Below are 24,769 nucleotides of genomic sequence, written 5' to 3'. Positions count from 1 at the left end.
GCCGTCGGCGCCTTCAATCCCACGCGCCGAGATCCCCCGACTCGAACCCGTCGACGAACGGCAGCAGCGACGCCGGCGTGCTGCTGGTGAAGCGCATCAGGTAGGCGTTGCGGTGCCCTGGCGTCTCCTCGCCCCATCCCGCGACGACAACCTTGCCGCCGACCACCACGACGCTGCGGGCGCCATCGTCCCCATTGCCGAAGTCGAGCGGATCGAAGACCGCGCTGCCGCTCACCCCGAAGTCGGGATCGTCGGCCCCGGAGGCGAGCAGACGGCGGATGCGACTCTCGTCGCGGAACAGGAGATCGACCCCCTGCCCCACGACGACCATCTTGCCGTCCGCCAAGAGCCGGGCGCCCCACGCTTGCCCCTGGCCCGGCAACTGCCGCTTGCCGTCGCCGGCAAAGGAGCTGTCGAGCGCGCCGGCGGAGGTGAGCACGACGAGCGTCGGGCGCGGGATCCCGCTCCCGTCCGGCGCCTTCCCGACCAGCGCGACCCGCGAATCGGTGCCGGTGGCCAGACCCAGCGGCAGGTCGTCGGAGTTGGCCCCGTCGGCGTCGATGGGGATTCGCACGTAGCCGTCGCTCGAAAAGGCCGGGTCGAGCGCGCCGTCGGTGGCGATCACCCGCGCGGCCGCGAAGTCGTGTCCGCTCGATCCGCTGCGCAGCGCTTCGAGGCCGATCACCAGGCGGGCGGCGCCGTCGAGCTCGAGCCCGATCGGCCGCGTGACGTCGGGCAGGAAGGAGTGGTTGATCCATCCGAGGCCGTTGCCCCAACCGCTCCACAGGTCCCCCACCTCGTCGAGCTTCAACAGGACGGCGCCGCGGGGCGCGGTCAGGGTGCCGCCGTTCTCCGCCAACACGAAGTAGGCGTAGCTCGGAAAGAGCGTGCCGTAACGCCGCTCGAGAATCGCGACGCCGCGCTCCTCGGACCACGAGGAGGAGGAGAAGACGGCGACGCCGTTGGTGCCGAAGCTGTCGTCGCGGTCGCAGGTCGGATACGAGTAGCGGAACACCACGATGCGGTCGTTGTCGGGATCCGAGCCGACGAGCAGCAGGCGGCCGAGACGATCGAACCGCGCATCGGCGACGAAGAAGGAGGGGATGTCGGTGCCGGTGACGAAACAATCGGCGCCGGCCGCGTGGTCGGCGATCCGCTTCCAGAAGTCGTTGCCCCCGACGTCTCCCGGGAAGAAGGCGTGCGCCACGAAGACCAGGGCTCCGTCCGGTGCGGCGAGCACGCGCACCGGATCGGACACGTTGTCCGGGTGGTGGTGATAGAGGCCGGCCGACTGGAAGGTCGTGTCGAGCTCCCCCTCCTGGGCGAGGAGCGGGACCGCGACGCCGGCGAGGAGGGTGATCAACGCCAGCAGGCATCGCCGTGGCGCCCGCGCGGCCCACCCGCCGCACGACGGGATCGGGACAGCGAGAGCGATTCGAGAGGGTCGCGGCATGGGAGTCTCCAAGTTGCTCTACCCTCCACACCCGCTGTTTCCGGCCCGAGGGGACAGGCGCCCTCGTTCTTCCGTCCCTGCGGCCCGCGGAACCAGCGCCGTCCTGCGCGGACCCGGATCCGCTATCCTCCGGGGCGATGCACTTGCCCCACGACGCCAGCCCCCATGCCGCCTTCCACGACCTCGAAGACGTCGCCGCCTGCGAGCTCTTCGGCTCGCCCACGGCGGAGCCGCCGTCGCTGCTGATCGAGATCCCCCACGGCGCCACCGAGAGGGAACAGTTCGACCCGTTGCGAGCGCAGCTGCGCGGGGCGCTTCCGGACGATCTCGCCGCTTTCTTCCACGTCAATACCGACGTCGGAGCGCCCGAGCTGGGGGCGGCGATCGCCCGGGAGCTCGCCGCCGCAGGGCGATCGACGCTCGTCGTGCGCTGCCTCCTGCCACGGACCTTCGTCGACACGAATCGCAGCCTCGCCCCGGGCACGCCGCCGGGGATGAGCGCCGGGATCCCGAGCTACGTCACCGACGCGGCCGATCGCGCCCTCCTCGGCGAGCTCCACGCCACCTACGTCGCGGCGGTGGAGCGCGCCTATGCGGCGATCTGCGGGACGGGGGGAATGGCGCTCGCCCTCCACACCTACGCGCCGCGCTCGGTCGACGCGGAGATCGATGCCGACATCGCGGCGAGCCTGCGTCGCGCCTACGTGCCGGCGGTCTTCCGTGCCTGGCCACTGCGACCCGAGGTCGACCTGATCACCGCCACCCCCGAGGGCGAGGAGTTGGCGCCACCCGGCCTCCCCGAAGCCGTCGCCACCGCGCTCGAGGCGGTCTGGATCGAGAGTGGGCGCAACGCCACCTACACCCTTCACCCGGCGACGCAGGGTCTCCTCTTCTCGCGCCGGTATCCGCAGCGCGTTCTCTGTCTCGAGGTGCGTCGCGATCTGCTCGGCACCCCCTGGCGGCCGTTCGCGCCGACGCGGATCGGACCGCGCAAGGCGCTGCGTCTGGCGCGTCCGATCGCCAGCGCCCTCTCGGCGTTCCTGCCGGCGCGGTAGGCTCGCGCCGTGAGTCACGAAGAGACCCTCTTCCCCGACCTCCGCGCCTTCCTCGCGCAGCTTCGTCGCGACGAGGATCTCGTCGAGATCGACGCTCCGGTCGACGCGCGATGGGAGGCGGCCGAGATCCACCGCCGCGTCATCGCCGCCGGCGGACCGGCGCTGCTCTTCCGCAACGTGCGCGGCGCCGAGATCCCCCTGGTCACCAACCTGTTCGGCACCGCGCGCCGCGCCGAGCTGGCGTTCGGCCGCCGGCCGCTGGAGCTCGTCCGCCGGCTGGTCGAGGTGGCGCAGACGATCCTGCCACCGACGCCCGCCAAGCTCTGGGAGGCGCGCGACGTCCTCTCCCAGGCGATGCGGATCGGCTTCCGACGGCGAACGGCGGGACCAGTCACCGACATCGTCACCGACGACGTCCGGCTCGATCGCCTGCCGGTGCTCACCACCTGGCCCGAAGACGGCGGCCCGTTCATCACGCTGCCGCTCGTCTACACCGAGCACCCCGATCCGCGCCACGCCGGTTCGCCCATCGGCCGCAGCAACCTCGGCATGTACCGCGCCCAGGTCTTCGACGCCCGGACGACCGGCCTGCACTGCCAGATCGGCAAGGGCGGAGGATTCCACTACGCGGCCGCCGAGGCGCGCGACGAAGCGTTGCCGGTGACGCTCTCGCTCGGCGGACCGCCGGCGCTGATCCTCGCCGCCATCGCCCCCCTGCCGGAGAACGTGCCGGAGTTGCTGCTCGCCTCGCTGCTCGCCGGCCGGCGCCTGCCGCTCTGCGACGGCCCCGGAGCGCACGCGCTGGTGGCCGATGCCGAGATCGCGCTGGTCGGCAGGGCGCCAGCGCGGGTGCGGCGCAGCGAGGGGCCGTTCGGTGACCACTACGGCTACTACTCGCTCGCCCACGACTACCCGGTGTTCGAGGTCGAGCACCTCTGCCGGCGACGCGATGCGATCTTCCCCGCCACCGTGGTCGGCAAGCCGCGCCAGGAGGACTTCTTCATCGGCGACCTCCTGCAGGAGCTGCTCTCGCCGCTCTTCCCGCTGGTCATGCCGGCGGTCGAGTCGCTCTGGTCGTATGGCGAGACGGGCTACCACTCGCTCGCCGCCGCCGTCGTCAAGGAGCGCTACGGGCGCGAGGCGCTCGCCTCGGCCTTCCGCATCCTCGGCGAAGGGCAGCTGGCGCTCACCAAGTTCCTGCTGGTGGTCGACCGTGCGGTCGACCTCAAAGACTTTCGCGCCACGCTCGTCCACCTGCTTGAGCGCACGCGACCGGAGTGCGACCTCTACGTCTTCGCCAACACGTCGATGGACACGCTCGACTACGCTGGCCCGCGCGTCAACGAGGGCTCGAAAGGGATCTGGCTCGGCCTCGGCGAACCGGTGCGCGAGCTCCCCCGCGAGCTCGCGCTGGTCGCCACGCCGCCGGCCGACGTCACCGACGTGCGCGTCTTCTGCCCGGGCTGTCTCGTGGTCGGCACGCGACCGTTCGCCGAGGATCGCGACGCCGCCGCGCGCGTCGCCGCCCACCCGGCCTTCGCCGGCTGGCCGCTCGTCGTCGTCTCCGACGAGCCGCGGCGCGCCGTCGCCTCGCCGATGAACTTCCTTTGGACGACCTTCACCCGATTCGAGCCCGCCGCCGACCTGCACGCGGCGGCGACCTCCGTCGCCCGGCATCACCTCGCCTACACCCCGCCGATCGTCATCGATGCGCGAATGAAGCCCTGGTACCCCAAGGAGCTCTCGTGCGACCCGCAGACAGCGGCATCGGTCTCGCGCCGATGGAAGGAGTACTTCCCGGCGGGCAAGGTCGAGATGGGGGACTCCGAGCGCGGACACCTGACCGGAAGCTGACAGGGAGAGTCCGATGGCCCATTCCCGCCCTCTCGACGCCGTCGAGCTGCGCCTGCTCGGTGCGCTCATGGAGAAGGAGCGCACGACTCCCGAGCAGTATCCGCTCACCGTCAGCGCGCTCCTCACCGCCTGCAATCAGAAGACGAGCCGGGAGCCGGTCATGGAGCTCTCGGAGACGGTCCTGGTCGAGGCCCTCGACCGGTTGCGCGCCGAAGTGCTGGTCTGGCGGATCGACAGCGCCCGCGCCGAGCGCTGGCGTCACTGCCTCGACCGGCGCTGGCAGCTCGACACGTCGGGGAAGCTCGCGGTGATGGCGCTCCTGCTCTTGCGCGGTGCCCAGACGGCCGCCGAGCTGCGGACCCGCAGCGAGCGGCTGCACCGCTTCGCCTCGCTCGACGAGGTCGAAGCAGTGCTCGCCCGCCTGGCAAGCGAGCCCGATGCGCTGGTGCGCGAGCTGCCGCGGCGTCCCGGCCAGCGCGAGACCCGGTGGATCCATCTGGCCGGCACGGCCGAGGTGCAGCGCGAGTTGGAGGGTGGCGGAGAGCCACGTCCCGTGGCCGCGGGGCTCGAGCCGCCGGAAGTTGGCCCAGGTACCGGCCCGACGCCGCTCAGCGAGCGGGTCACCCGCCTCGAAGCGCAAGTCGCCGAGCTCGTCGCGAGCCTCGCCGAGCTGCGCACCCGCCTCGGCGAGTAGCCGAACCCCTGCCGAGCGGGCCGCTCCGCCGGCGACTCGAACCTTCCGCCGTCCCGCGCGTACCAAGCTCCAAGGTCCGGTGCGCGCACGGCGCACCGGCCAGGACTTGATCCGTGCGCCCAAGCGCCTCGACGGCGTGAGCCGCCCGGACCTGACTTCAGGAGTCTCGCGATGTCCATGTCGAAGCGGACCGGATCGGTGTCCCTCGGGTTCGTGCTGGCCGTCGTCGCGCTGGCCGGCGCCTCGAGCGTGACGGCGGCGCGAGCCGACAACGCGCTCTGGCTGCGCACCGCGGCCATCTCCCCTGACGGCAAGCACATTGCCTTCAGCTACCGCGGCGACCTGTGGAGCGTCGCCTCCACCGGCGGCGCCGCGACACCGCTGACCGTTCACGCCGCCTACGACACCGCGCCGGTGTGGTCTCCCGACGGGAGCCAGATCGCCTTCGCATCGGATCGCTACGGCAATTTCGATCTGTTCGTCATGCCGGCTGCCGGAGGCGAGGCGCGCCGCCTCACGTTCCATTCCGCCGACGACATCCCGACCAGCTTCACTCCCGACGGAACGGCCGTGCTCTTCTCTTCGGCGCGCCTCGACAGCGTGACCAACGTCCAGTTCCCGACCGGCGCCCAGCCCGAGCTCTATCGCGTCGCCCTGGCCGGGGGCATGCCTGTTCAGGTGCTGTCGACCCCGGCGCTCTATGCGAGCTGGGATCGCGCCGGCTCACGACTCGCCTACTCCGACCAGAAGGGCTACGAGATGGAGTGGCGCAAGCACGACAACTCCTCGTTCGCCCGAGACCTCTGGATCTACGACCAGGCGAGCGGGCAGCATCGCCGGCTCACCGCGCTCGGCGTCGACGACCGCCAGCCGGTGTGGGCACCGGGCGACCAGGCGCTCTATTACCTCTCGGAGCGCAGCGGCAGCTTCAACGTCTGGAAGCTCGACCTGTCCGACCCGACCCATCCGATCCAGGTCACCACACACCAGGTCCACCCCGTCCGCTTCCTCAGCATCTCCGACGCCGGCGATCTCTGTTACACCTTCGACGGCGAGATCTGGATCCGCCCGGCTGGCGCCGCCGCAAGTCACCAACTCGCGGTGACCGCTGCCGCCGATCGCCACGACCTCGACCTGGCTCCGGTCGACGTCGCCTCCGAGGTGAGCGAGTTCGAGCTCTCCCCGGACGGCAAGGAGTTGGCGTTCGTCGCCCGCGGCGAGGTCTTCGTCGCCTCGGTCGAGCACGGGACGACGCGCCGCATCACCGACACGCCAGGACAGGAGCGCTCGGTGAGCTTCTCGCCCGACGGCAAGAGCCTCCTCTACGCCGGTGAGCGCGACGGAAGCTGGAACCTCTACCGGACCGATCGTCTCGACCCGGAAGAGCCGGCGTTCTTCAACGCCACGGCGCTCCGGGAGAGTGCGGTCCTGGCGACGCCAGCCGAAGAGTTCCAGCCGGCCTTCTCTCCCGACGGCAAGGAGGTCGCGTACCTCGAGGAGCGCACGACCCTCAAGGTGCTCACGCTCGCCACCGGAAAGACCCGCACGGTCCTGCCGGGGGAGATGAACTATTCGTATGCCGACGGCGACCAGTGGTACGAGTGGTCGCCCGACGGAAAGAGCTTCGCCGTGCAGTTCCTGAGTCCGACGCGCTGGTCGAGCGAGGTGGGAATCGTCGCCGCGACCGGCGGCGCCCCGGTCTTCAACCTGACGAAGAGCGGCTACGAAGACGAACGTCCGCACTGGACCCGCAAGGGGGAGGTGCTGATCTGGGTCACCGATCGCCACGGAGCGCGGCTCCAGGCCGGATGGCCAGCCGAGCAGGACGTCTACGCCGCCTTCCTGACGCGCCAGGCGTGGGATCGATTCCGGCTCGACGAAGCCGCCTTCGCTCAGCTCGCCGAGAAGGAAAAGGACGCCGACAAGAAGAAGGACGAGGCGAAGGACAAGGCCAAGGACAAGGCCAAGGAGGGTGCGAAGTCCGACGACAAGTCGCGGGTCGAACCGGCCGAGCCGGTGACCCTCGAGCTCGACGCGATCGAAGACCGCACGATCCGTCTCTCGCTCCACTCGGCCGATCTTGCCGGCGCCGACCTCACTCCCGACGGCGAGACGCTGGTCTATCTCGCCCGTTTCGAGAAGGGCTACGACCTGTGGAAGTACGAGCCGCGCACCAAGGAGGTCAAGCTCCTCGCCAAGCTCGACGCCGAGCGCAACGCAGCCCTCCGCCTCGACCCCGAAGGGAAGAAGGCGATCGTGCTCGCCGACGACCATCTGCTGACCGTCGAGCTCGAGTCCGGCAAGACGACCCCGGTGAGGATCGCCGCGCGTCTCGAGCTCCGGCCGGCCGAGGAGCGTGCCGCACTCTTCGAACACGCCTGGCGCCAGACGCAGAAGAAGTTCTACGTCGAGAACCTCCACGGCGTCGACTGGCAGGCGATGAAGCGTGCCTATGCCCGTTTCCTGCCGCACGTCGACAACAACCGCGACTTCGCCGACCTGATCTCCGAGCTGCAGGGAGAGCTCAACGCGTCGCATACCGGCGGGCGCTATCGCCCGAATCGCAACGACGGCGACGCGACGGCGGCGCTCGGGTTCTTCCCCGATCCGACGTGGAGCGGCGAGGGCGTGCGCGTCCTCGAGGTGCTGGAGGGCGGACCGCTGCAGAAAGCCGGAGGGAAGGTGGCCGCCGGCGTGGTGATCGCGGCCATCGACAGCCAGGCGATCGCTGCGGGAGCCAACTGGTACCCCCTGCTCAATCGCAAGGCCGGGATCCCCGTGCGTCTCGCGCTCCTCGACCCCTCAAGCGGCAAGCGCTGGGAGGAGACGGTCAAACCGATCACTTGGGGCGAGCAGGGGCCGCTGCTCTACGAGCGCTGGGTGCGCTCGCGACGCGCCGAGGTCGAGCGCCTCTCCGGCGGCAGGCTCGGCTACGCCCACATCCGCGGCATGAACGACGGCGCCTATCGCGAGATCTTCGAAGAGATCTTCGGCCGCGCGGTGGACAAGGAGGCGATCATCCTCGACACGCGCTTCAACGGCGGCGGCAATCTCGTCGAGCCGCTCACCGTCTTCCTGTCCGGGAAGGTCTACTACCGGGCGGTGCCGCGCGGGCGCCAGGTCGGCGTCGAGCCGTCGATGCGCTGGACCAAGCCGTCGATCGTGGTGATGAACGAAGGCAACTACTCCGACGCCCACTGCTTCCCCACCGCCTACAAGGCCCTCGGTCTCGGCGAAACGGTCGGCATGCAGGTGCCAGGGACCTGCACGTCGGTCTGGTGGGAGCGGCTGCAGGACCGTTCGCTCACCTTCGGCATCCCCGAGGTCGGCTACCTCGACCCGGCGGGAGACCTGACCGAGAACAAGCACCTCGATCCCGACTACGTCGTCGACAACGACCCGGCGGTCGAGGCCGCGGGTCGCGACCAGCAACTCGAGAAGGCCGTCGAGGTCCTTCTCGCCAAGCTGCCGAAGAGGTGAGCTGAGGCGCGGAAACGACGGGCGGTGGCCGCGACGTCCACTGCCCGTCGTCCCGGGCGCCGGGGAAACTCCGCCGCCGTGGGCTCGGCCGAAACCGAACCGCTACCGCACCACCCTCCCACCCAGGCCCCACGCGCTCGCTCGGGGTGACGAGGGGCGAGCGCTTTCCCCCTCGTCGTCCCGACCCTCGGGAGATTGGAATGAGAAGGCCAACCCCCCTGTCGCAGTACCTTTGCGGTCTGCAGGTTGACGGGCTGGGGCCCAGAAAGGAGGTTGGCCGTGAAGAAGAATAGCAAGCGCGAGGGAGGGTGGACGGCGGGCCTGGACGTGGGCGACCGCTGGACGCAGGTGGTGGTGCTCGACCGGGTGAGTGGGGAGCAGGCAGGGCAGGAGCGGATCGGGAGCTCGGAGGCCGCGTTGCGAGCCTGGTCGGCGCGCTGGGGCCCGATGCAGGTGGTGCTGGAGACGGGAGCGCAGTCGCCGTGGATGAGCCGGCTGCTGTCGAGTCTGGGACACGAGGTGATCGTGGCGGATTCGCGTCAGCTGCCGCTGATCGGCAAGAGCCGGAAGAAGACGGACGTGCTGGACGCCGAGACACTGGCGCGCTTGGCGCGTGTCGAGCCGAAGCTGCTGCATCCGGTGCGGCATCGAAGCGAAGCCGCTCAGCGAGAGCCTCGAGGTGATGCGGGCGCGGGATGTCCTGGTGCGGATGCGCACGATGGCGGTCAATCACGTGCGCGGCGCGGTCAAGGCGATTGGAGGACGTCTGCCCAAGTGTTCGACGGAGGCCTTCCCTACACGTGCCGTGTCGGCCTTGCCGGAGAGCCTGCGGCCCTCGCTGCTGAGGATTCTCGAAACGGTGATGGAGCTGACGGAGCGGATCAAGGGCTTCGACCGTGAGGTCGAGGAGCTCGGCCGTCGTCATCCCGAGACCGAGCGCTTGCGTCAGGTCCCGGGCGTGGGCGTCGTCACGGCGGTCAGCTACGTGCTGACGATCGAAACCCCCGAGCGCTTCCGCCGCAGTCGAGAGGTCGGGGCCTACCTGGGACTGGTCCCCGGCGTCCGGGACTCGGGCGAGAGCCAGCCCCAGCTGCGGATCACCAAGCAAGGTGACCCCTTCCTGCGCAAGCTGCTCGTCCAAGCGGCCCAGTACATCCTGGGTCCCCTCGCACCCGACAGCGATCTGCGGCGATTTGGCGAAGCGCTGTCGAAACGCGGCGGCAAAGCGGCGAAGAAACGGGCGATCGTCGCCATCGCCCGCAAGCTCGCCGTCCTCCTGCATCGGCTCTGGGTGAGCGGCGAACCCTACGAGGCTCTGCGCACCGCCGCCGGGACTGCATGAAACGGCAACGACATCTCGGGTAGGAGAGGAGTCGACGACTTTGGGCCAGGGTCCGACCCGGGTCCGGGTGACTGCGACAGGTCCCTAGGCCTCGCAGGCCGCGAGTGAGATGGCAGCACCCGGCTCCGATCGGACACCAAAAGGCACCGAGCCCCACGCGGGCTCCTCGAGAGTGCGGATGGAAGCGTGGCACCGGACCCTCGCCCAAGACCTCGAGCGCGGCCGACAAGTCGGCCGATTGACACCACATGGCCTTCTCATGGAAGGGACCTGGGCGGGGGGGCTCCGCCGAGCGCTGGCGACGGCTACCGGAACCAGGCCAGGTAGCGGCCGAGGAGGCCCTTCGCCCGGGGCGTGAGCCGCCGCCGGTTCCAGGCGTCGCCCGCCTTGCGGAGCACCTCGGCGCGCGTCGGATAGGGATGGATGACGCCGGCGAGCGCCCCGAGAGTCAGACCGCCCGCCATCGCCACCGACACCTCCGAGATCAGCTCGCCGGCGTGCGCGCCGGCGATCGTCGCCCCGAGGATCCGCCCGCTCCTGCTCTCGACGAGCATTCGCGCGAAACCCGAGCTCTCGCCGCCGAGCCGCGCGCGGTCGACCTCGGCGAATGGGACGCTGACCTCCTCGACGGCGAGACCCCGCTGCCGCGCCTCGTCCACGCGGAGACCGACGTGCGCGATCTCCGGCTCGGTGAAGGTGCACCACGGCAGCACGAGGCGACTCGCCCGCCGCTTGAACGGGAAGAGGGCGTTCTGGATCGCGATGCGCGCCGTGGCGTCGGCCAGATGGGTGAACTGGTGAGCCATCGCGACGTCTCCCGCCGCGAAGACCCGGCGATTCGTCGTGCGCAGTCGATCGTCGACCACCACGCCGCGTTCGCCGTATGCGACACCGGCCGCTTCCAGTCCGAGACCTTCGACATTCGGCCGGCGACCCGCAGCGACGAGGATCTCGTCGACCTCGACCGCCGTCGATCCGGTCGGGCTTGCGACCCACAGCCGCTTCGCTCCGTCTGCCGACTCGACACGCTCGACGCTCGCGCCGAGTCGGACGTCGATCCCATCGGCCCGGAGGGCCGCGAGCAGCAGCTCGGCCGCCTCGCGCTCCTCGCGCGGCAGGAGCTGCCCGTCCCGCTGCAGCAGCGTCACCCGCGAGCCGAGCCGCGCGAACGCCTGCGCGAGCTCGCAGCCGATCGGACCGCCCCCGACGACTGCAAGTCGCGGCGGGAGCTCCGTCAGATCGAAGATCGACTCGTTCGTGCGGAATCCCGCCTCGGCGAGACCGGGAACGGCGGGAACGTGCGGCCGCCCGCCGGTGGCGATCACCGCGCGGGAGAACCGGAGCCTCGCTTCGCCGACCGCGATCTCGCGCGGCCCGACGAACCGTCCGCCGCCGAGAAAGACATCGACGCCCAGCTGGCGAAAGCGCGCCGCGCTGTCGTGCGGCGCTATCGCCGCGCGCAGCGCCCGCATCCGCTCCATGACGGACGGGAAGTCCACGGCCACCGCGCCACCGAGCCGCACTCCGAGCTCCGGGGCACGGCGCACGGCGGCTGCCGCATGCGCGCTCGCCAGCAGCGCCTTCGACGGCACGCAGCCGACGTTGAGGCAGTCGCCGCCGAGCAGCGATCGCTCGACGAGCGCGACGCTCGCCCCGAGCCCGGCAGCACCCGCGGCGGTGACCAACCCCGCCGTCCCGCCACCGAGGACGACGAGGTGGTAGCGCCGCTTCGGCAGCGGATTCACCCAATCCGGCGGACGCACCGCGGCGAGGAGCTCCCGGTCGTGCACCGATGGGGTGAGCGGCGGCCGGCTCATCCCTTCTCCTTCCGGCCTTGCGCTGCCGCCGCCTCGCGTTCGGCGAGCGTGCGTCGGGCGCGCCGAACCAACCACGCGAGCCCCGCGCCCGTCACCCCCAGCACCCCGACGAGGGACCAGGGCACCTGCCCGTCGGCGAGCGAGCGCACGACGGTATCCCCACCGACGACGTAGAGGATGGTTCCCGGGATCATGCCGAGCCACGACCAGAGGACGTAGGTCGCGAGCGGCACCCGCGTCAGGCCGAAGCCGTAGTTGAGCACGGTGAACGGAAAGAGCGGCACCAGACGGGTGATCGCCACGACGATGGCGCCGTGCCGCTCCGTCATCGCGTCGAGCCGGGCGAAGCGCTCGTTGCCGGCGAGCCAGCGGGAGACCACGCCGCGGGCGGCCCAGCGGGCGAGCAGGAAGGCAAGCGTCGCTCCGAGCGTCGAGCCGGCGCTGACCACGACCACGCCGACGACCGAGCCGAAGAGCGCCCCGGCTGCCACCGTCAGCACCGAAGCCGGCACGGCGAGCGCCGTGGCGATGCCATAGACCAGAGCGTAGACCACCGGCCCCCAGGAGCCGAGGCTGTCGATCCACAGGCGCAGCTCGCCGATTCGGCCACCGAGCCCGAGCCGCCGCACCGCGATCAGCGCGGCAGCGACGGCGAGGACGAGCAGCGCCGGACGGATCCAGGTCTTCGCGAATCGGGCGGTTCCGGATTCGGTCACGGTCTCTCGGTCTCTCCTGCCGGTTCGGCGTCAAGGCTCGCACACCTCCCGGCGACGCGGGAGCCCCAGGCCTCCGATGCTCGATCGGCCGGCAGGTTTCCAGACCCCCACGACCGGCGATCCGCGCCCCGAACGGCGCCCGCACCGACGGCGATCGCTCCGCGGTCCGCTGCGATACGCTCCCCCTGCAGCGCGCCGCCCGGGTCGGGCGGCGCCGGATCCCCCAACTCCGCCGAGGTGAATCGATGCACGCGCCACACCCCCGCTACCGTCTCGGGATCGTCCTGGCCGCTCTCTGGCTCGCACCCCTCGCTCTTGCCCGAACGGCTCACGCCGAGAACGTCTTCGACCTGGCGCTCGGCGATCCGGCGCGCAAGGAGAAGTCCGCCCCCGTCCTCCTCGACGGCGTGACGGACACCGCGAAGGGAGAGGTCGTCACGCCAGCCGAGCTCGCGGCGCGACTCGACGGGGTCTCGCTCCTCTTCGTCGGCGAGAGCCACACCGATGTCGAGTTCCACCGCGTCCAACTGCGGGTGATCGAAGAGCTCGCCAAGCGTGGCCGCCAGGTGCTCGTCGGCCTCGAAATGTACCCGGTCGGCGAGCAGGCGGGGCTCGACCGCTGGGGCTCCGACCGCACGCTCTCCGAAGCCGACTTCCTGGCCCAGTCGCGCTGGTACCACAACTGGGGCTATCACTGGGAGTACTACCGCGCGATCTTCCTCTTCGCCCGCGAGCACGGCATCCGCCTCTTCGGGCTCAACGTGCCGCGCAAGGTCGTGCAGACCGCCCGCACCCAGGGCCTCGAGGCGCTCTCCCCCGAGCAGCGGCAACTGCTGCCCGCACGGATCAACACCGACAGCGCCGAGCACCGCCAGCTCTTCCGCGCCTTTCTCGGCGGCGAGGGGATGCACGGCGGTCTGCCGGATGCGATGTTCGAGGGGATGTACCGGGCCCAGTGCACCTGGGACGCGGCCATGGCCCATCACGCGCTGCAGGCGCTGTCGCAGGCCAAGGGCGAGCGGCCGATCATGGTCGTCCTCGTCGGCTCCGGGCACGTCGCCTACGGGCTCGGAGCGGAGCGGCAGGCGAAGCTCACCTTCGGCGGCCGGATCGCTTCGCTCATTCCGGTGCCGGTGGAAGACCCCGATTCGCGTCAGCCGGTCGGTGCGGTTCGCGCCTCCTACGCCGATTTCGTCTGGGGCGTCGTTTCGACGGCCGACCCGATCTTCCCGGTGCTCGGGCTCTCGAGCCCGGAGCGCGATCCGGGGCAACCGATGACGGTGATCCAGGTCACCGAGGGCTCGGTCGCCGAGGCTGCGGGCTTCGCGACCGGCGACACGGTGCTTTCGATGGACGGCACACCGATCGACCAGAAGGAGACCTTCAACCGCCTGATGTCGGAGAAGCGTTGGGGTGACACGGCGCGCTTCGAGGTCAAGCGCGGCGAAGAGGCCAAGGCGCTGGTCGCCACCTTCCGCCGCAAGGCGCCGAAGCCGTGCGCGATCGCACCCGAGCCCGCCGCGGCGGCAGCCACGGCGACGCCTTCGGCCCCACCGGCGGCGACGGCCGCCCCCGCGGGGAAGCCGTGAGGACGCCTCGTTTCGCCCGGCTGGGGCAGGCCGCCGCGCTCGCCGCCACGCTCTCCGCCGCCGTCGCCGGGACCTTTCCCGCCGCCGCGGCGAGCCAGACGCCTTCGCCGCCGCCGGCTCGCCTCCGCCACGCGCTCGAAGTGACGCTCGATCCCGCCGCGCGGCGCCTTGCGGTGGTCGACGTTCTCGCCGTGCCTCGCGGCGGGCCGATCGAGTTCCTGCTCAACGCCAGGCTCGAGATCACCGCTTCCACTCCGGCCGTCGAGGCCGTTCCCCTGGGCGATGTCGCACCGTTCACGGGCATCAACGCGTCGCCCGCCGACCTCGCCAAGAGCGGCGGCCTCAAGCGCTATCGGGCGACGCTGCCGCAGGGCGGCGGCACGTTGCGCCTCGCCTACAGCGGTCCGTTCGACTTCGGCCTCGGCGCGCAGGAGGAGGAGTACCAGCGCGGCTTCCGCGAGACCGCCGGCATCGTCTCGCCCGAAGGGGTCTACCTCGCCGGCAACGGCTTCTGGGTTCCGCAACTCGACCGCGAGCTCGTCGAATTCACGCTCACGGCGAAGGTGCCCGAAGGCTGGCACCTGGTGAGCCAGGGCAGCGGCGTCTCACGCGACGCGGACGGGGTCGCCCGTTGGGACTCGACCGGGGCGATGGACGAGGTCTACCTCGTCGGCGGGCCACTGGTCCGCTACCGCCAGGCCGCCGGTGCGATCGAGGCGGAGGTCTACCTGCGACAGAAGGACGACGCGCTCGCCGGCAAGTACCTGGCGGCGACCGCCCAGTATCTCGAGATGTACCGGCAGCTGATCGGCCCCTATCCGTACGGCAAGTTCGCACTCGTCGAGAACTTCTGGGAGACCGGCTACGGCATGCCGTCCTTCACCCTGCTCGGCCCGCAGGTGATCCGACTGCCGTTCATCCTGACCTCGTCGTATCCGCACGAGATCCTCCACAACTGGTGGGGCAACTCCGTCTTCGTGGATTACGAGCGCGGCAACTGGTGTGAAGGGTTGACCGCCTATCTCGCCGATCATCTGATCCAGGAGCAGCGCGGTCAGGGCGAGGCCTATCGCCGCGACACGCTGCAGAAGTACCGCAGCTACGTGCGCGACGGCCGGGACTTCCCGCTCACCGAGTTCCGCGCCCGCCACAGCGCGGCGACCGAGGCGGTCGGCTACGGCAGGTCGCTGATGGGCTTCCACATGCTGCGCCGTCAGCTCGGCGACGAGCGCTTCCGCGAGTGGGCAGCGCGTTTCTACCGCGAGGAGAAGGGCAAGCAGGCCTCGTTCGCCGACGTGCGCCGGACGATGGAGGCGGTGGCCGGCATCGATCTCGCGCGCTTCTTCCACGATTGGACCGAGCGGGCCGGCGCGCCGGAGCTCGCGGTCGAGATCGCCGCAGCCGGTCCTCTCGCCACGCTGACCGCCGCAGAGGATGCCTACGAGGTGCGCGGCACGTTGCGCCAGCGCCAGGGCGGCGAGCCGTTCGCGCTCGACGTGCCGATCGCCGTGGTCACCGCCAAGGGCACCGAGCTCGTTTCGGTGCCGCTCGCGTCGGAGTCGACCCCCTTCACGATCCATCCCGCCGCGAGACCTCTCGCCCTGGTGGTCGATCCGGCGTTCGATCTCTTCCGTCGCCTCGACCCGCGCGAGATCCCACCGTCGATCGGCCAGATCTTCGGCGAACCGAAGCTGCTCGCGGTGCTGCCGTCGCAGGCCGAGCCCGGCGAGGTCGAGGCCTACCGCACTCTCGTCGAAGGCTGGAAGAGCGACAGCCACGTGGTCGAAGTGACGGTCGACAACCAGGTGAAGGAGCTCCCGGCGGATCGGGCCGTCTGGCTGCTCGGGCGACGGAATCTCCTGGTCGAGAAGGTCCTGCGCGGCAATGGCGGCCTCGATTTCGACGCCGACTCGGTCACCTTCGAGGGCGAACGGGTCGCGTTCGCCGGCCACACCACCGTCGCCGTGGCTCGTCATCCGCTGAGCGCCGAGCGAGCGCTCGGCTGGATCGCCGCCGATCCCCTCGCGGCACTGCCGGGCCTCGGCCGCAAGCTCCCCCACTACGGCAAGTACAGCTACCTCGGCTTCGAAGGCGCCGAGCCCAGCAACGTCGTCAAGGGACAGTGGAGCGCCTCCGATTCCCCGTTGCGCGTCGATCTGCGCCTCCTGCGCGAGCGCTCGAGGCCCCTGCCCGCGCTGACGCTGCCGGCGCGCCCCGCGCTCGCCGAGCTTCCTGCCGTCTTTTCGGAGGAGAAGCTCGCCGCCCACGTGGCCTTCCTCGCCGCGCCGGAGCGTGAAGGACGCGGCATCGGTACGCGCGGCCTCGACGCCGCTGCCGACTACATCGCCGCCCAGATGCAGGCGATCGGCCTGCGTCCCGGCGGTGACGACGGGTCCTGGTTCCAGTCGTTCCCCACCGACAAGACGCCCGACGGCAAGCCGGCGACGCTGCGCAACGTGATCGGCGTGCTCCCCGGAGCGAAGAGCGAGCTCGCGGGAGAATCGGCGATCGTCTCGGCGCACTACGACCATCTCGGCCGCGGCTGGCCGGATGCGCATGCCGAGTTCCGCGGCCAGATTCACCCTGGCGCGGACGACAATGCCAGCGGCGTCGCCGTCCTGCTCGAGCTGGCGCGGGCCGCCGCCGGCAGCAAGCCGTCGCGAACGCTGGTCTTCGTCGCCTGGAGCGGTGAGGAAGCCGGGCTCGCCGGCGCACGCTTCTACGTCGACCATCCCCTGTTTCCGCTCGGCAAGACGATCGGCGTGGTCAATCTCGACACGGTCGGACGGCTCGGCACGCAGCCGGTCACGCTGCTCGGCACCGGCTCGGCGACCGAGTGGCCGCACATCTTCCGCGGCGCGAGCTTCGTCACCGGCGTCGCCAGCCGCTCGCTCCCCGCACAGGCGGAAGGCTCCGATCAGCAGGCGTTCCTCGAGAAGGGCGTGCCGGCGATCCAGGTCTTCACGCAGGCGCACGCCGACTACCACCGCCCGAGCGATACTGCCGACAAGGTCGACGTCCCCGGCCTGGTCAAGGTGGCGACGCTCGTCAAGGAGTGCGTCGACTACCTCGCCGAGCGACCGCAAGCGCTGACGGTGACCCTCGCGAGCCCGGGGGCTGGAACCGCGCCGAGCGCGCCCGCGAGCGCAGCGCCACCGGGCGCTGGCGGAGGACGCAGAGTCACCGTCGGCACGGTACCCGACTTCTCCTTCGCCGGTCCCGGCGTCAAGGTCGACGAAGTCGTCGCCGGCTCGCCGGCCGAGAAGGCGGGCCTGCGGAAGGGCGACATCCTGCATTCGCTCGCCGGCAAGCCGATCGAAAGCTTGCGGGGCTATTCGCAGATCCTCGGCACGCTCGCCCCCGGCGACGAGGTCGACCTCGAGATCGAGCGCGACGGCGCGCGGCGGACGGTGAAGGTGACGGTCGTCGCGCGATAGCATCTGCCAGGCGAGGTGCGGGCGGCGCTCGCCGGAGCCGCCTCTCGCCTGGCGCGAACTCGCAAGGGGTCGCTGGCGGTGGCCCTCGGTGGGAGGATCCTGAGCTAGAGTCCGACACCAATCCGGCGCGCGTCGGAATACGGAGGCGCGACGGGACCCTCGGAGGACTCACCCCTTGATCCGTCTCCTACCGGGACCGCTCCCGGGAACCCGGCGTTCCACGACGCTGGCCGCGACGCTGGTGCTGAGCCTGCTGGCGGCTCCCGGCGCGATCCAGGCAGCCGATCCTGCTCCACCGAGCGCGGTGCGGCTGACCTTGCGACAAGCGCTCGAGCTCGGCCTCGAACGAAACGTACGCGTTCTCCTCGGCGACGCCCAGGCGGCCGCGGCGCGCGGCGCCGAGCTCCAGGCGGCAGCGCGGCTCCGGCCGCAGTTTCGCCTCGAGGCCGGCGGCAGTCGCCAGGTGATCGACCTCGAGGCCTACGGCTTCCCGACCGCTCCGGGAGAGTCGCCGCTCGTCGGCCCCTACTCCGTGCTCGACCTGCGCGGCGCCGGCGAGATGGTGCTGTTCGATGCCGCGGCCCGCGAAACGGTGCGCGCCGCCGGCGCGCGCGCCGACGCGGCGCGTTGGTCGGCCGCCGACGCCCGCGATCTCGTGGTGCTCGCCTGCGGCAACCTCTATCTGCGCGCCCTTGCCGAACGCGGGCGGATCGAAGCCGCCGCGGCGGAGCTGGAAACGGCCGAGGCCGTCGATCGTCTCGCCCACGACCGGCGCGACGCGGGCTCGGCGGCGGCGCTCGACCTGCTGCGGGCCGGCGTCGAGCTCGAAGCGGCGCGGGCCCGCGAGACCGCTGCTCGCGCCGGCTTCGAGAAGGCAAAGCTCCTCCTTGCCCACACCATCGGACTCCCACCCGGGTCGCCACTCGAGCTGGCCGACGAGTTGCGCTTCGTCGACTTTTCGGGCGTCGCGCTGCCCGGGCTGCTCGCGACCGCTCGCCGATCGCGAGCCGACCTCCAGGCCGCGGAGGCCCGAGTCACCGCGGCGACGCACGCGGTGACTGCGGCTCGCGAGTCGCGCTGGCCGACCCTCGTCGCGCGAGGCGACTGGGGTCGCATCGGGCCACGAGTCGACTCCGTCGAGACCACCTGGACGATCGGCGCCCAGATCCGCCTGCCGCTGCTCGAAGGCGGGGCGACCGAAGGCCGGCGCATCGCCGCAGCCGCCGAGCTCGCGGCACGCCAAGCCGAGCTCGACGACCTCGGGCGTCAGGTCGACGTCGAGGTGCGTTCGGCGCTGCTCGACCTCGACACGGCGAGTCGCCTTGCCGCAAGTGCCACGGCGGCGCGCGATCTCGCCGGGCGTCAGCTCGAGGTCGCCCGCGACCGCTTCGCTGCCGGCCTGGGCGACTCGCTCGATGTCGTCTCGGCGCAGCAGGCCGTCGCCGCCGCCGACGAAGCCCGGCTCGGCAGCCTCTATCAGCACAACGCGGCGAAGGCCGTCCTGGCGCGGGCACTGGGCCTGGCCGACGAGGACTTCATCGCCATCTTCGAGGGCCGCACCGATGACCTCTCCTTCCTCCGATCCGAACCGCTCCGCTGACGGAGTCGCCGTGCTGCCCGCCGACGAGACGGCCGGGCGACGCTGGCTCACCGCGATCCTGATCGGTGCTGCGGTGGTGATCGCCGCCGGCCTCGCCTTCGCCTGGCGGTTTCACGGCCGCGAGTCGACCGACGACGCACGCATCGAAGGCCATGTCCGCCCGGTCGCCGCACGCGTCGGCGGCCCGGTCCTCGAGGTCCGGGTGCATGACAACCAGGAGGTTGCCGCCGGTGAGGTCCTCGCGGTGATCGACCCACGCGACTACGAGCTCGCGGTGCGACGTGCAGAGGCGATGCTGGCCGAGTCCGAGGCCGCAGCACGAGTCGCCGGGACGGGGGCCGAGGTCGCCAGCACCGGCATCGCCAGCCGCCTGGCCGGCGCCCGGAGCCGCGTCGCCGCCGCCGAGGCCCGGCGCGTCGCCGCCCAGGCTCGTGAGGTCGAAGCGACGGCCGCGGCCGAGCGGGCCGCCAACGACCGACGCCGTCTCGAACCACTGCTCGCCAAGGACGAGGTCTCGCGCCAGGAGTTCGACGCCGCCGACGCCGCCGCGCGCAGCACCGCCGCCGCGCTCGATGTCGCGCGGGCGATGATCACCGAAGCGGAGCGCGGCCTCGAGGCGGCACGGGCCGAGCTCGACGACGCTCTCACGGCGCCTGCCCGCAATGCCGTCGAGAAGGCCAAGGCCGAGACCGCCACGGCGCGCGCCGACCAGGCACGCATCGCCCTCGACCAGGCGCGCAGCGCCCTCGCCGACACGACGGTCCGCGCCGCCGAGGCCGGCGTCGTCAGCCGCCGCTCGGTCGAAGTCGGCCAGGTCGTCGCCCCGGGGCAGCCGCTCCTCGCGCTTGTCTCGCTCGACGACGTCTGGGTGGTCGCCAACTTCAAGGAGAGTCAACTCGCCGGCATGAAGTCCGGCCAGCCGGTGGACATCCGCGTCGACGCCTTCGATGGTCGGCGCTTCCGCGGCCACGTCGACAGTCTCGCCGCCGCGACCGAATCGCGCTTCAGCCTGCTGCCGGCCGACAATGCGAGCGGCAACTTCGTCAAGGTCGTGCAACGGGTCCCCGTCAAGATCGTCCTCGAACCGGGCGAGAACCAGGAGCACCTGCTGCGACCGGGGCTTTCGGTCGTGCCTGCGGTCGACGTGCGAGCCGACCCGCGATGAGCGACCTCCCCGCCGGGAGTGCGGAAGGCGGCGCGGCTCCGCCACCGATCCGTCTTCCCGCGCACCCTTGGATCGTCGCCATCTCGGTCCTGGCGGCGACCTTCATGGAAGTGCTCGACACCACGGTGGTCAACGTGTCGTTGCCGCACATTGCCGGCAACCTCTCGGCCTCGAACGAAGAGGCGACCTGGACGCTCACCTCCTATCTCGTCGCCAATGCGATCGTGCTGCCGATGACCGGCTGGCTCGCCTCGCGCGTCGGCCGGCGGCGGTTGCTGCTCGGCTCGATCATCGGGTTCACCGCGACGTCGCTGGTCTGCGGACTGTCGACGAGTCTCGCCCAGCTCGTCGTCGCCCGCATCCTCCAGGGCCTGACCGGCGGCACGCTGCAGCCGATCTCGCAGTCGGTGATGCTCGAGTCGTTCCCGCCGGAAAAGCGCGGCCGCGCCATGGGATTCTGGGCGCTCGGAATCGTCGTCGCGCCGATGCTCGGCCCGATCCTCGGCGGGTGGCTCACCGATCGCTGGAGCTGGCACTGGGTCTTCTTCATCAACGTCCCGATCGGGCTCGCCGCCTGGGCGATGATCCGCGCCAATGTCCAGGATCCCCCCTACCTCGTGCGCCACACCGCACCGGTGGACGGTTGGGGGCTCGGCCTTCTCGTGGTGGGCATCGGCTCGCTGCAGTTCGTCCTCGACAAGGGCCAGCAGGAGGACTGGTTCGAGTCCCGACTGATCCTCACCCTGGCGGTGCTCGCGGCAGCGGCACTCGTCGCCCTGGTCGTTCGTGAGCTGCGCTCCGCCAACCCGATCCTCGACCTGCGCGTCTTCCGTCTCCGGACCTTCAGCGTCGGCGTCTTCCTGATGACCTGCCTCGGCATGGTGCTCTACGGCAGCATCATGCTCCTGCCGCTCATGCTGCAGACGCTGCTCGGCTACTCCTCCTACGACGCCGGCGTGGCGGTGGCTCCCCGCGGACTCGGGTCGTTCCTCGCCATGCCGGTGATCGGCCTGCTCGTCGGTCGCTTCGACGCGCGCAAGATGCTGGTCGGAGGACTGGTCACGGGGGCCTTCACCCTCTTCTGGCTGGCGCGAATGAACCTCTCGGCCGGCTACTGGGACTGGTTCTGGCCCCAGTTCATCATGGGGATCTCGCTCGGTCTGCTGTTCGTGCCGCTCACCACACTGACCATGCACAGCATTCCGCTGCGTCAGATGGGGCACGCGACCTCGCTCTTCAACCTGATGCGGAACATCGGCGGTTCGGCCGGCATCGCCCTGTCGGCAACCCTCGTCTCTCGCCAGCAACAGGGCCTGATCGGGCACCTCGGCGGCAACGTCACCGCCTACGACCCGGCCTCGCGCAGCTTCCTCGAGGGCGCTACGGCACTCTTCCGCGGCCAAGGGATCGATGCGCAGACGGCAGCGCGTGCCGCCGAGCTCGCGGCGTTCGGCCGCGTCGCCCGTCAGGCATCGCTCCTCGCCTTCCTCGAGACCTTCCGCGTCCTCGGGGCGATCTTCCTGCTCGTCGTGCCGCTCGTCGCCCTGATGCGTCGCGCCCGCCCCGGCGCCGCCGGCCCCTCGGCCCCCCACTGAGCGCGACTCGCGGGACGCCGGCGGTCGAGCGGGCCGCAGGGTCCCCCCCTGCCGGCCGTTCGTCCGTCCGCCCTGCCGAGCCGTGAGACGAAACCGGCCGGCCCCCGGGTGGAGCCGGCCGGAAAGAGCCGAAGACTGCGATCGTCTCAGGGGTAGACGGCGCTCCAAGGACTCAGGTCGCCGGTCTCGAAGGTGCCCGAGAAGAGCCCGGCGAGGCAGGCCTGGACCTTCACGTCGTCGAGGTACCAACCCTCGCGGCTGACCGACGTGTCGCTCGCCAGGCGGAAGCGGAAGCGCACCGTCTGACCGGCGTAGGCCTGGATGTCGACGACCGACCGGAGCCAGTCCTGCGGATCGCCGCACCAGGCGGGAGCGGGAGAGAGCGGATTGCCGCTGGCAAGCGCTCCGTCATAGGGGTCGGTCAACATCGCGGCGGAGAGGAGCTTCGTCCAGGTCCCGCCGTTGTCGGTCGAGATCTCGACCAGGCCTCCGTCGTAGCAGCCGCCGGACGAGCGGTGCTCCATCGTCTGGTGATTCCAGAACTGGAGCGTCAGACCTGTCTGGTTCGGCAGAGCGATCGACGGTGAGGAAAGCTGCTGATCGCTCGACGTTGCCGGATCGACCGCCTTGTAGGAGGTCGGGCTCGAGTGGAATCGCGCCCCCGACGTCGCCCAGGTGTTGCCGGTGCCGGCGCTCGACCAGCCGGTGACCGTGCCGTCGAAGCTCTCGAGGAACACCTGCTGCGGAGTCGAGCCGATGCCGCAGTCGCCAGGGGCCGCCAGCGTCGAGAAGGCAAAAGCGGACGAGTAGAGGCTCACGCCGCAGGCGTTGGTTGCCTGGACGCGCCAGTAGTAGGTCGTGCTGGTGTTGAGCGCCACGTTCGACGTCCACGCCGGGCTCGCGAGACCGCTCGCCGAGGCGACGACGGTGCCGAAGGCCGCATCGGTCGCCACCTGGATGGAGTAGGTCGAGGACGTGGCCGGCGCGCTCCAGCTGAAGGCGGGCGTCGCCGAGACGTTGGTGGCGAAGTTGACCGGCGCGGTCAGCGTCGGTGCGCCGGGCGCCGCGGGCTGGACCGTCAGTCCGAGCGGGATCTGATGGACGTTCGGACCGGTCGCCGTGCCGATCAGGTTGAAGCTCGAGGTGCCCGCCGCGGCGCCGCTGATCGTCAGGGTGCTGGTGCCGGCCGGCGTCACCGGGTTCACCGAGAAGCCGGCGCTGCCGGGATTGCCCGAGGTGCTCAACGTCACCTGGCTGTTGTAGCCTGAGACGCTGCCGACGGTCAGGGCGTAGGTGGCGTTCGCTCCGACGCAGATCTCCCGGCTCGTGGGCACCGAGGAGAGGGTGAAATCCGGCGTACCACAGGCCGAGAACTTGACCGAGCCGACGCGCGTCGACCACGTCGAGGCGGCGTTGTACTCGCCGGTGAACCAGAAGGTGCAGTCGTCGCTCGGGTCGACCGACATCGCCGAATAGTCGCCGTAGCGGTTGCTGCCGTTCGCCACCGAGCCGGCGACGAGCACCGTTTCGGCGACCGTCATCGTGCCGGCTGGATCGGTCGAATAGCGCCCCGTGTAGCGCAGGCTCGGAGCCACCGAACCGTTGGAGGCGTTGTAGCCGAGCAGAATGTTGCCGGCGCTGTCCATCGCGATTCCCGCCATCCAGCGATTGACCGCATCGGGCGAGTAGGTCCCCTCCTGGGCGAGGGACCAGCCGCTGCCGGTATTGCGCAGCTCGAACCAGCGCACGCCGCCCTGATCGGAGCCGACGTCGGTCACCAAGTTGCCGACCAGCACCTGCTGGCCGTCGAGCACGCGGTAGCCGAGCCGGTTCATCACCACCTCGCGCAGCGGGTCGAGCGACGAGCCGCTCCCCTGGGTCACGCCGGGCATGCTCATGCAGGAGAAGGAGGTGAGACCGCAGAGGGTCGAGTCGAACTCGGCCGTGCTGATGGCCGGCAGCGCGGTGAGCGTCGAGCTCGCCGGCGTCGTCCAGTCGACGTGGAAGGCCCAGAGCTCGAGCTGGTCCGCGCTCGGGATCCCGGACGGCCCGTGCACTTCGGTGTCGCGGTGACGCATCAGGATGCCGGGCGTGCCCGCCGGCGGATCGGTGACACCGTCGAGGTCGGCGGGCGTCAGCGTCTGGAAGTTGAAGCCCGAGAGGCTCGAGACGGTGAAGCTCTGCGCCACCCGCGCCGTGCCACAGGTCATCATGTTGGCGCGGTCGAGCGCGTAGATCGTCGGGCTCGACTCGTTGGTGGTGACGTAGTAGGCGTCCGGCCAGACGCCGTACTTCGGGTAGTCGGGGAAGCTCGGCGTCGTGAAGTCGTACCGGCAGTAGGTCCCGGTCGGGTTGTTCGTCGTCGAGATGTAGACGCAGAGGTGGTTGCCGCTCGAGGCGAACTCGGTGAGCACCCAGCGGTCGGCGCCGCGGTCGAAGAGGACGATCGGGTCGCCGAGCCCGGTTGAGCACGACCCGCCTGCCGCGAGCCCGTCCATCGCGAACGGCCCGGCAACCAGCGCGCCGGTCGTCTTGTCGTAGACGGTCACCATGGCGCCGCCGCTGCCGTTGATCGACTGCACGTAGTAGTTGCCGCCCACATCGCCGACCGTGTCGGGAGGGTTGACGCCGGTGTAGCCCTGACCGGCGAAGTTGAGCAGCGGGTCGACGCTGGCCGGCGCATCGGTGAAGGCGGCCTGGATCTCGAGCAACGGATCCGACCCGGTCGGCTCCTCCGGAACGAATGCACCGTCGCGCGGATAGCGGCGGCGCGGGATGTCCTTGATCGGATCCCCCGGCTTCCAGGCGCGCACCACCGGCAGATCCCGCGCCGCGACTTCGCCAAAGTCGGGGACGAGTTCCTCACCGACCACCGTCGCACCACGCTGGACCACCGGTGCGACTTCCTCGGCCACCGCCAACGTAGCCCCGAACGCCAATCCGACTCCCAACAACACCGTTCCGATCTTCAA

At 70.8% G+C, this 24,769-nt stretch carries 13 protein-coding genes and 1 pseudogene; 10 read left to right on the top strand and 4 right to left on the bottom strand.

What is annotated here, in order from left to right; genetic code table 11:
* Positions 1-13: 13 nt before the first annotated feature.
* Positions 14-1,453, bottom strand: a complete 1,440-nt coding sequence (locus tag IPJ17_12045; protein QQR72256.1) for a hypothetical protein — start codon at positions 1,451-1,453, stop codon at positions 14-16.
* Positions 1,454-1,596: 143 nt separating this feature from the next.
* Between IPJ17_12045 and IPJ17_12040 the strand changes: the two genes are divergently transcribed.
* From IPJ17_12040 to IPJ17_12020, 5 genes and pseudogenes are all read left to right on the top strand, one after another.
* A complete protein-coding gene (locus IPJ17_12040; GenBank protein ID QQR72255.1) occupies positions 1,597-2,508 on the top strand; it encodes a hypothetical protein in 912 nt (303 codons plus the stop codon).
* 9 nt (positions 2,509-2,517) lie between these two features.
* A complete protein-coding gene (locus IPJ17_12035) occupies positions 2,518-4,362 on the top strand; it encodes a UbiD family decarboxylase (protein ID QQR72254.1) in 1,845 nt (614 codons plus the stop codon).
* A 13-nt stretch (positions 4,363-4,375) separates the two neighbouring features.
* The gene (locus IPJ17_12030) at positions 4,376-5,056 is read left to right on the top strand and encodes a YceH family protein (GenBank protein QQR72253.1); all 681 of its coding nucleotides are present in this window, start codon (positions 4,376-4,378) and stop codon (positions 5,054-5,056) included.
* A 177-nt stretch (positions 5,057-5,233) separates the two neighbouring features.
* Entirely contained in the window at positions 5,234-8,536 is a 3,303-nt protein-coding gene (locus IPJ17_12025) for a PD40 domain-containing protein (GenBank protein ID QQR76152.1), read from the top strand.
* A gap of 279 nt (positions 8,537-8,815) precedes the next feature.
* A pseudogene (locus IPJ17_12020) lies at positions 8,816-9,878 on the top strand (IS110 family transposase).
* 305 nt (positions 9,879-10,183) lie between these two features.
* Here IPJ17_12020 and IPJ17_12015 read toward each other — a convergent pair.
* Both IPJ17_12015 and IPJ17_12010 read right to left on the bottom strand, forming a co-directional pair.
* A complete protein-coding gene (locus IPJ17_12015) occupies positions 10,184-11,695 on the bottom strand; it encodes a mercuric reductase (protein QQR72252.1) in 1,512 nt (503 codons plus the stop codon).
* Positions 11,692-12,411: a TVP38/TMEM64 family protein gene (locus IPJ17_12010; protein ID QQR72251.1), complete on the bottom strand. Its 720-nt coding sequence runs from the start codon at positions 12,409-12,411 to the stop codon at positions 11,692-11,694. The genes IPJ17_12015 and IPJ17_12010 overlap by 4 nt, the downstream gene beginning before the upstream one ends.
* 245 nt (positions 12,412-12,656) lie before the next feature.
* On the opposite strand from IPJ17_12010, the gene IPJ17_12005 reads away from it, so the two are divergent.
* The 5 genes from IPJ17_12005 to IPJ17_11985 all read left to right on the top strand — a co-directional run bounded on the left by IPJ17_12005 (position 12,657) and on the right by IPJ17_11985 (position 21,797).
* Positions 12,657-14,000: a ChaN family lipoprotein gene (locus IPJ17_12005; GenBank protein QQR72250.1), complete on the top strand. Its 1,344-nt coding sequence runs from the start codon at positions 12,657-12,659 to the stop codon at positions 13,998-14,000.
* The gene (locus IPJ17_12000) at positions 13,997-17,437 is read left to right on the top strand and encodes a M20/M25/M40 family metallo-hydrolase (protein QQR72249.1); all 3,441 of its coding nucleotides are present in this window, start codon (positions 13,997-13,999) and stop codon (positions 17,435-17,437) included. Before IPJ17_12005 ends, IPJ17_12000 begins: the two co-directional genes overlap by 4 nt.
* A gap of 175 nt (positions 17,438-17,612) precedes the next feature.
* On the top strand, positions 17,613-19,037 hold the full coding sequence (locus IPJ17_11995; GenBank protein QQR72248.1) for a TolC family protein: 1,425 nt from the start codon (positions 17,613-17,615) through the stop codon (positions 19,035-19,037).
* Entirely contained in the window at positions 19,000-20,202 is a 1,203-nt protein-coding gene (locus IPJ17_11990; protein QQR72247.1) for an HlyD family secretion protein, read from the top strand. The genes IPJ17_11995 and IPJ17_11990 overlap by 38 nt, the downstream gene beginning before the upstream one ends.
* Entirely contained in the window at positions 20,199-21,797 is a 1,599-nt protein-coding gene (locus IPJ17_11985) for a DHA2 family efflux MFS transporter permease subunit (protein QQR72246.1), read from the top strand. Before IPJ17_11990 ends, IPJ17_11985 begins: the two co-directional genes overlap by 4 nt.
* Before the next feature lie 146 nt (positions 21,798-21,943).
* Here the strand turns inward: IPJ17_11985 and IPJ17_11980 are convergent, their stop codons facing one another.
* Positions 21,944-24,769, bottom strand: coding sequence for a choice-of-anchor J domain-containing protein (locus tag IPJ17_11980; GenBank protein ID QQR72245.1), 2,826 nt, complete (start codon positions 24,767-24,769; stop codon positions 21,944-21,946).

This window comes from Holophagales bacterium, from assembly GCA_016699405.1.
Classification (GTDB): Bacteria; Acidobacteriota; Thermoanaerobaculia; order Multivoradales; family JAGPDF01; genus JAAYLR01.
The sequence above is the reverse complement of the archived record's forward strand: the minus strand, read 5'-3'. Positions and strand labels throughout refer to the sequence as shown.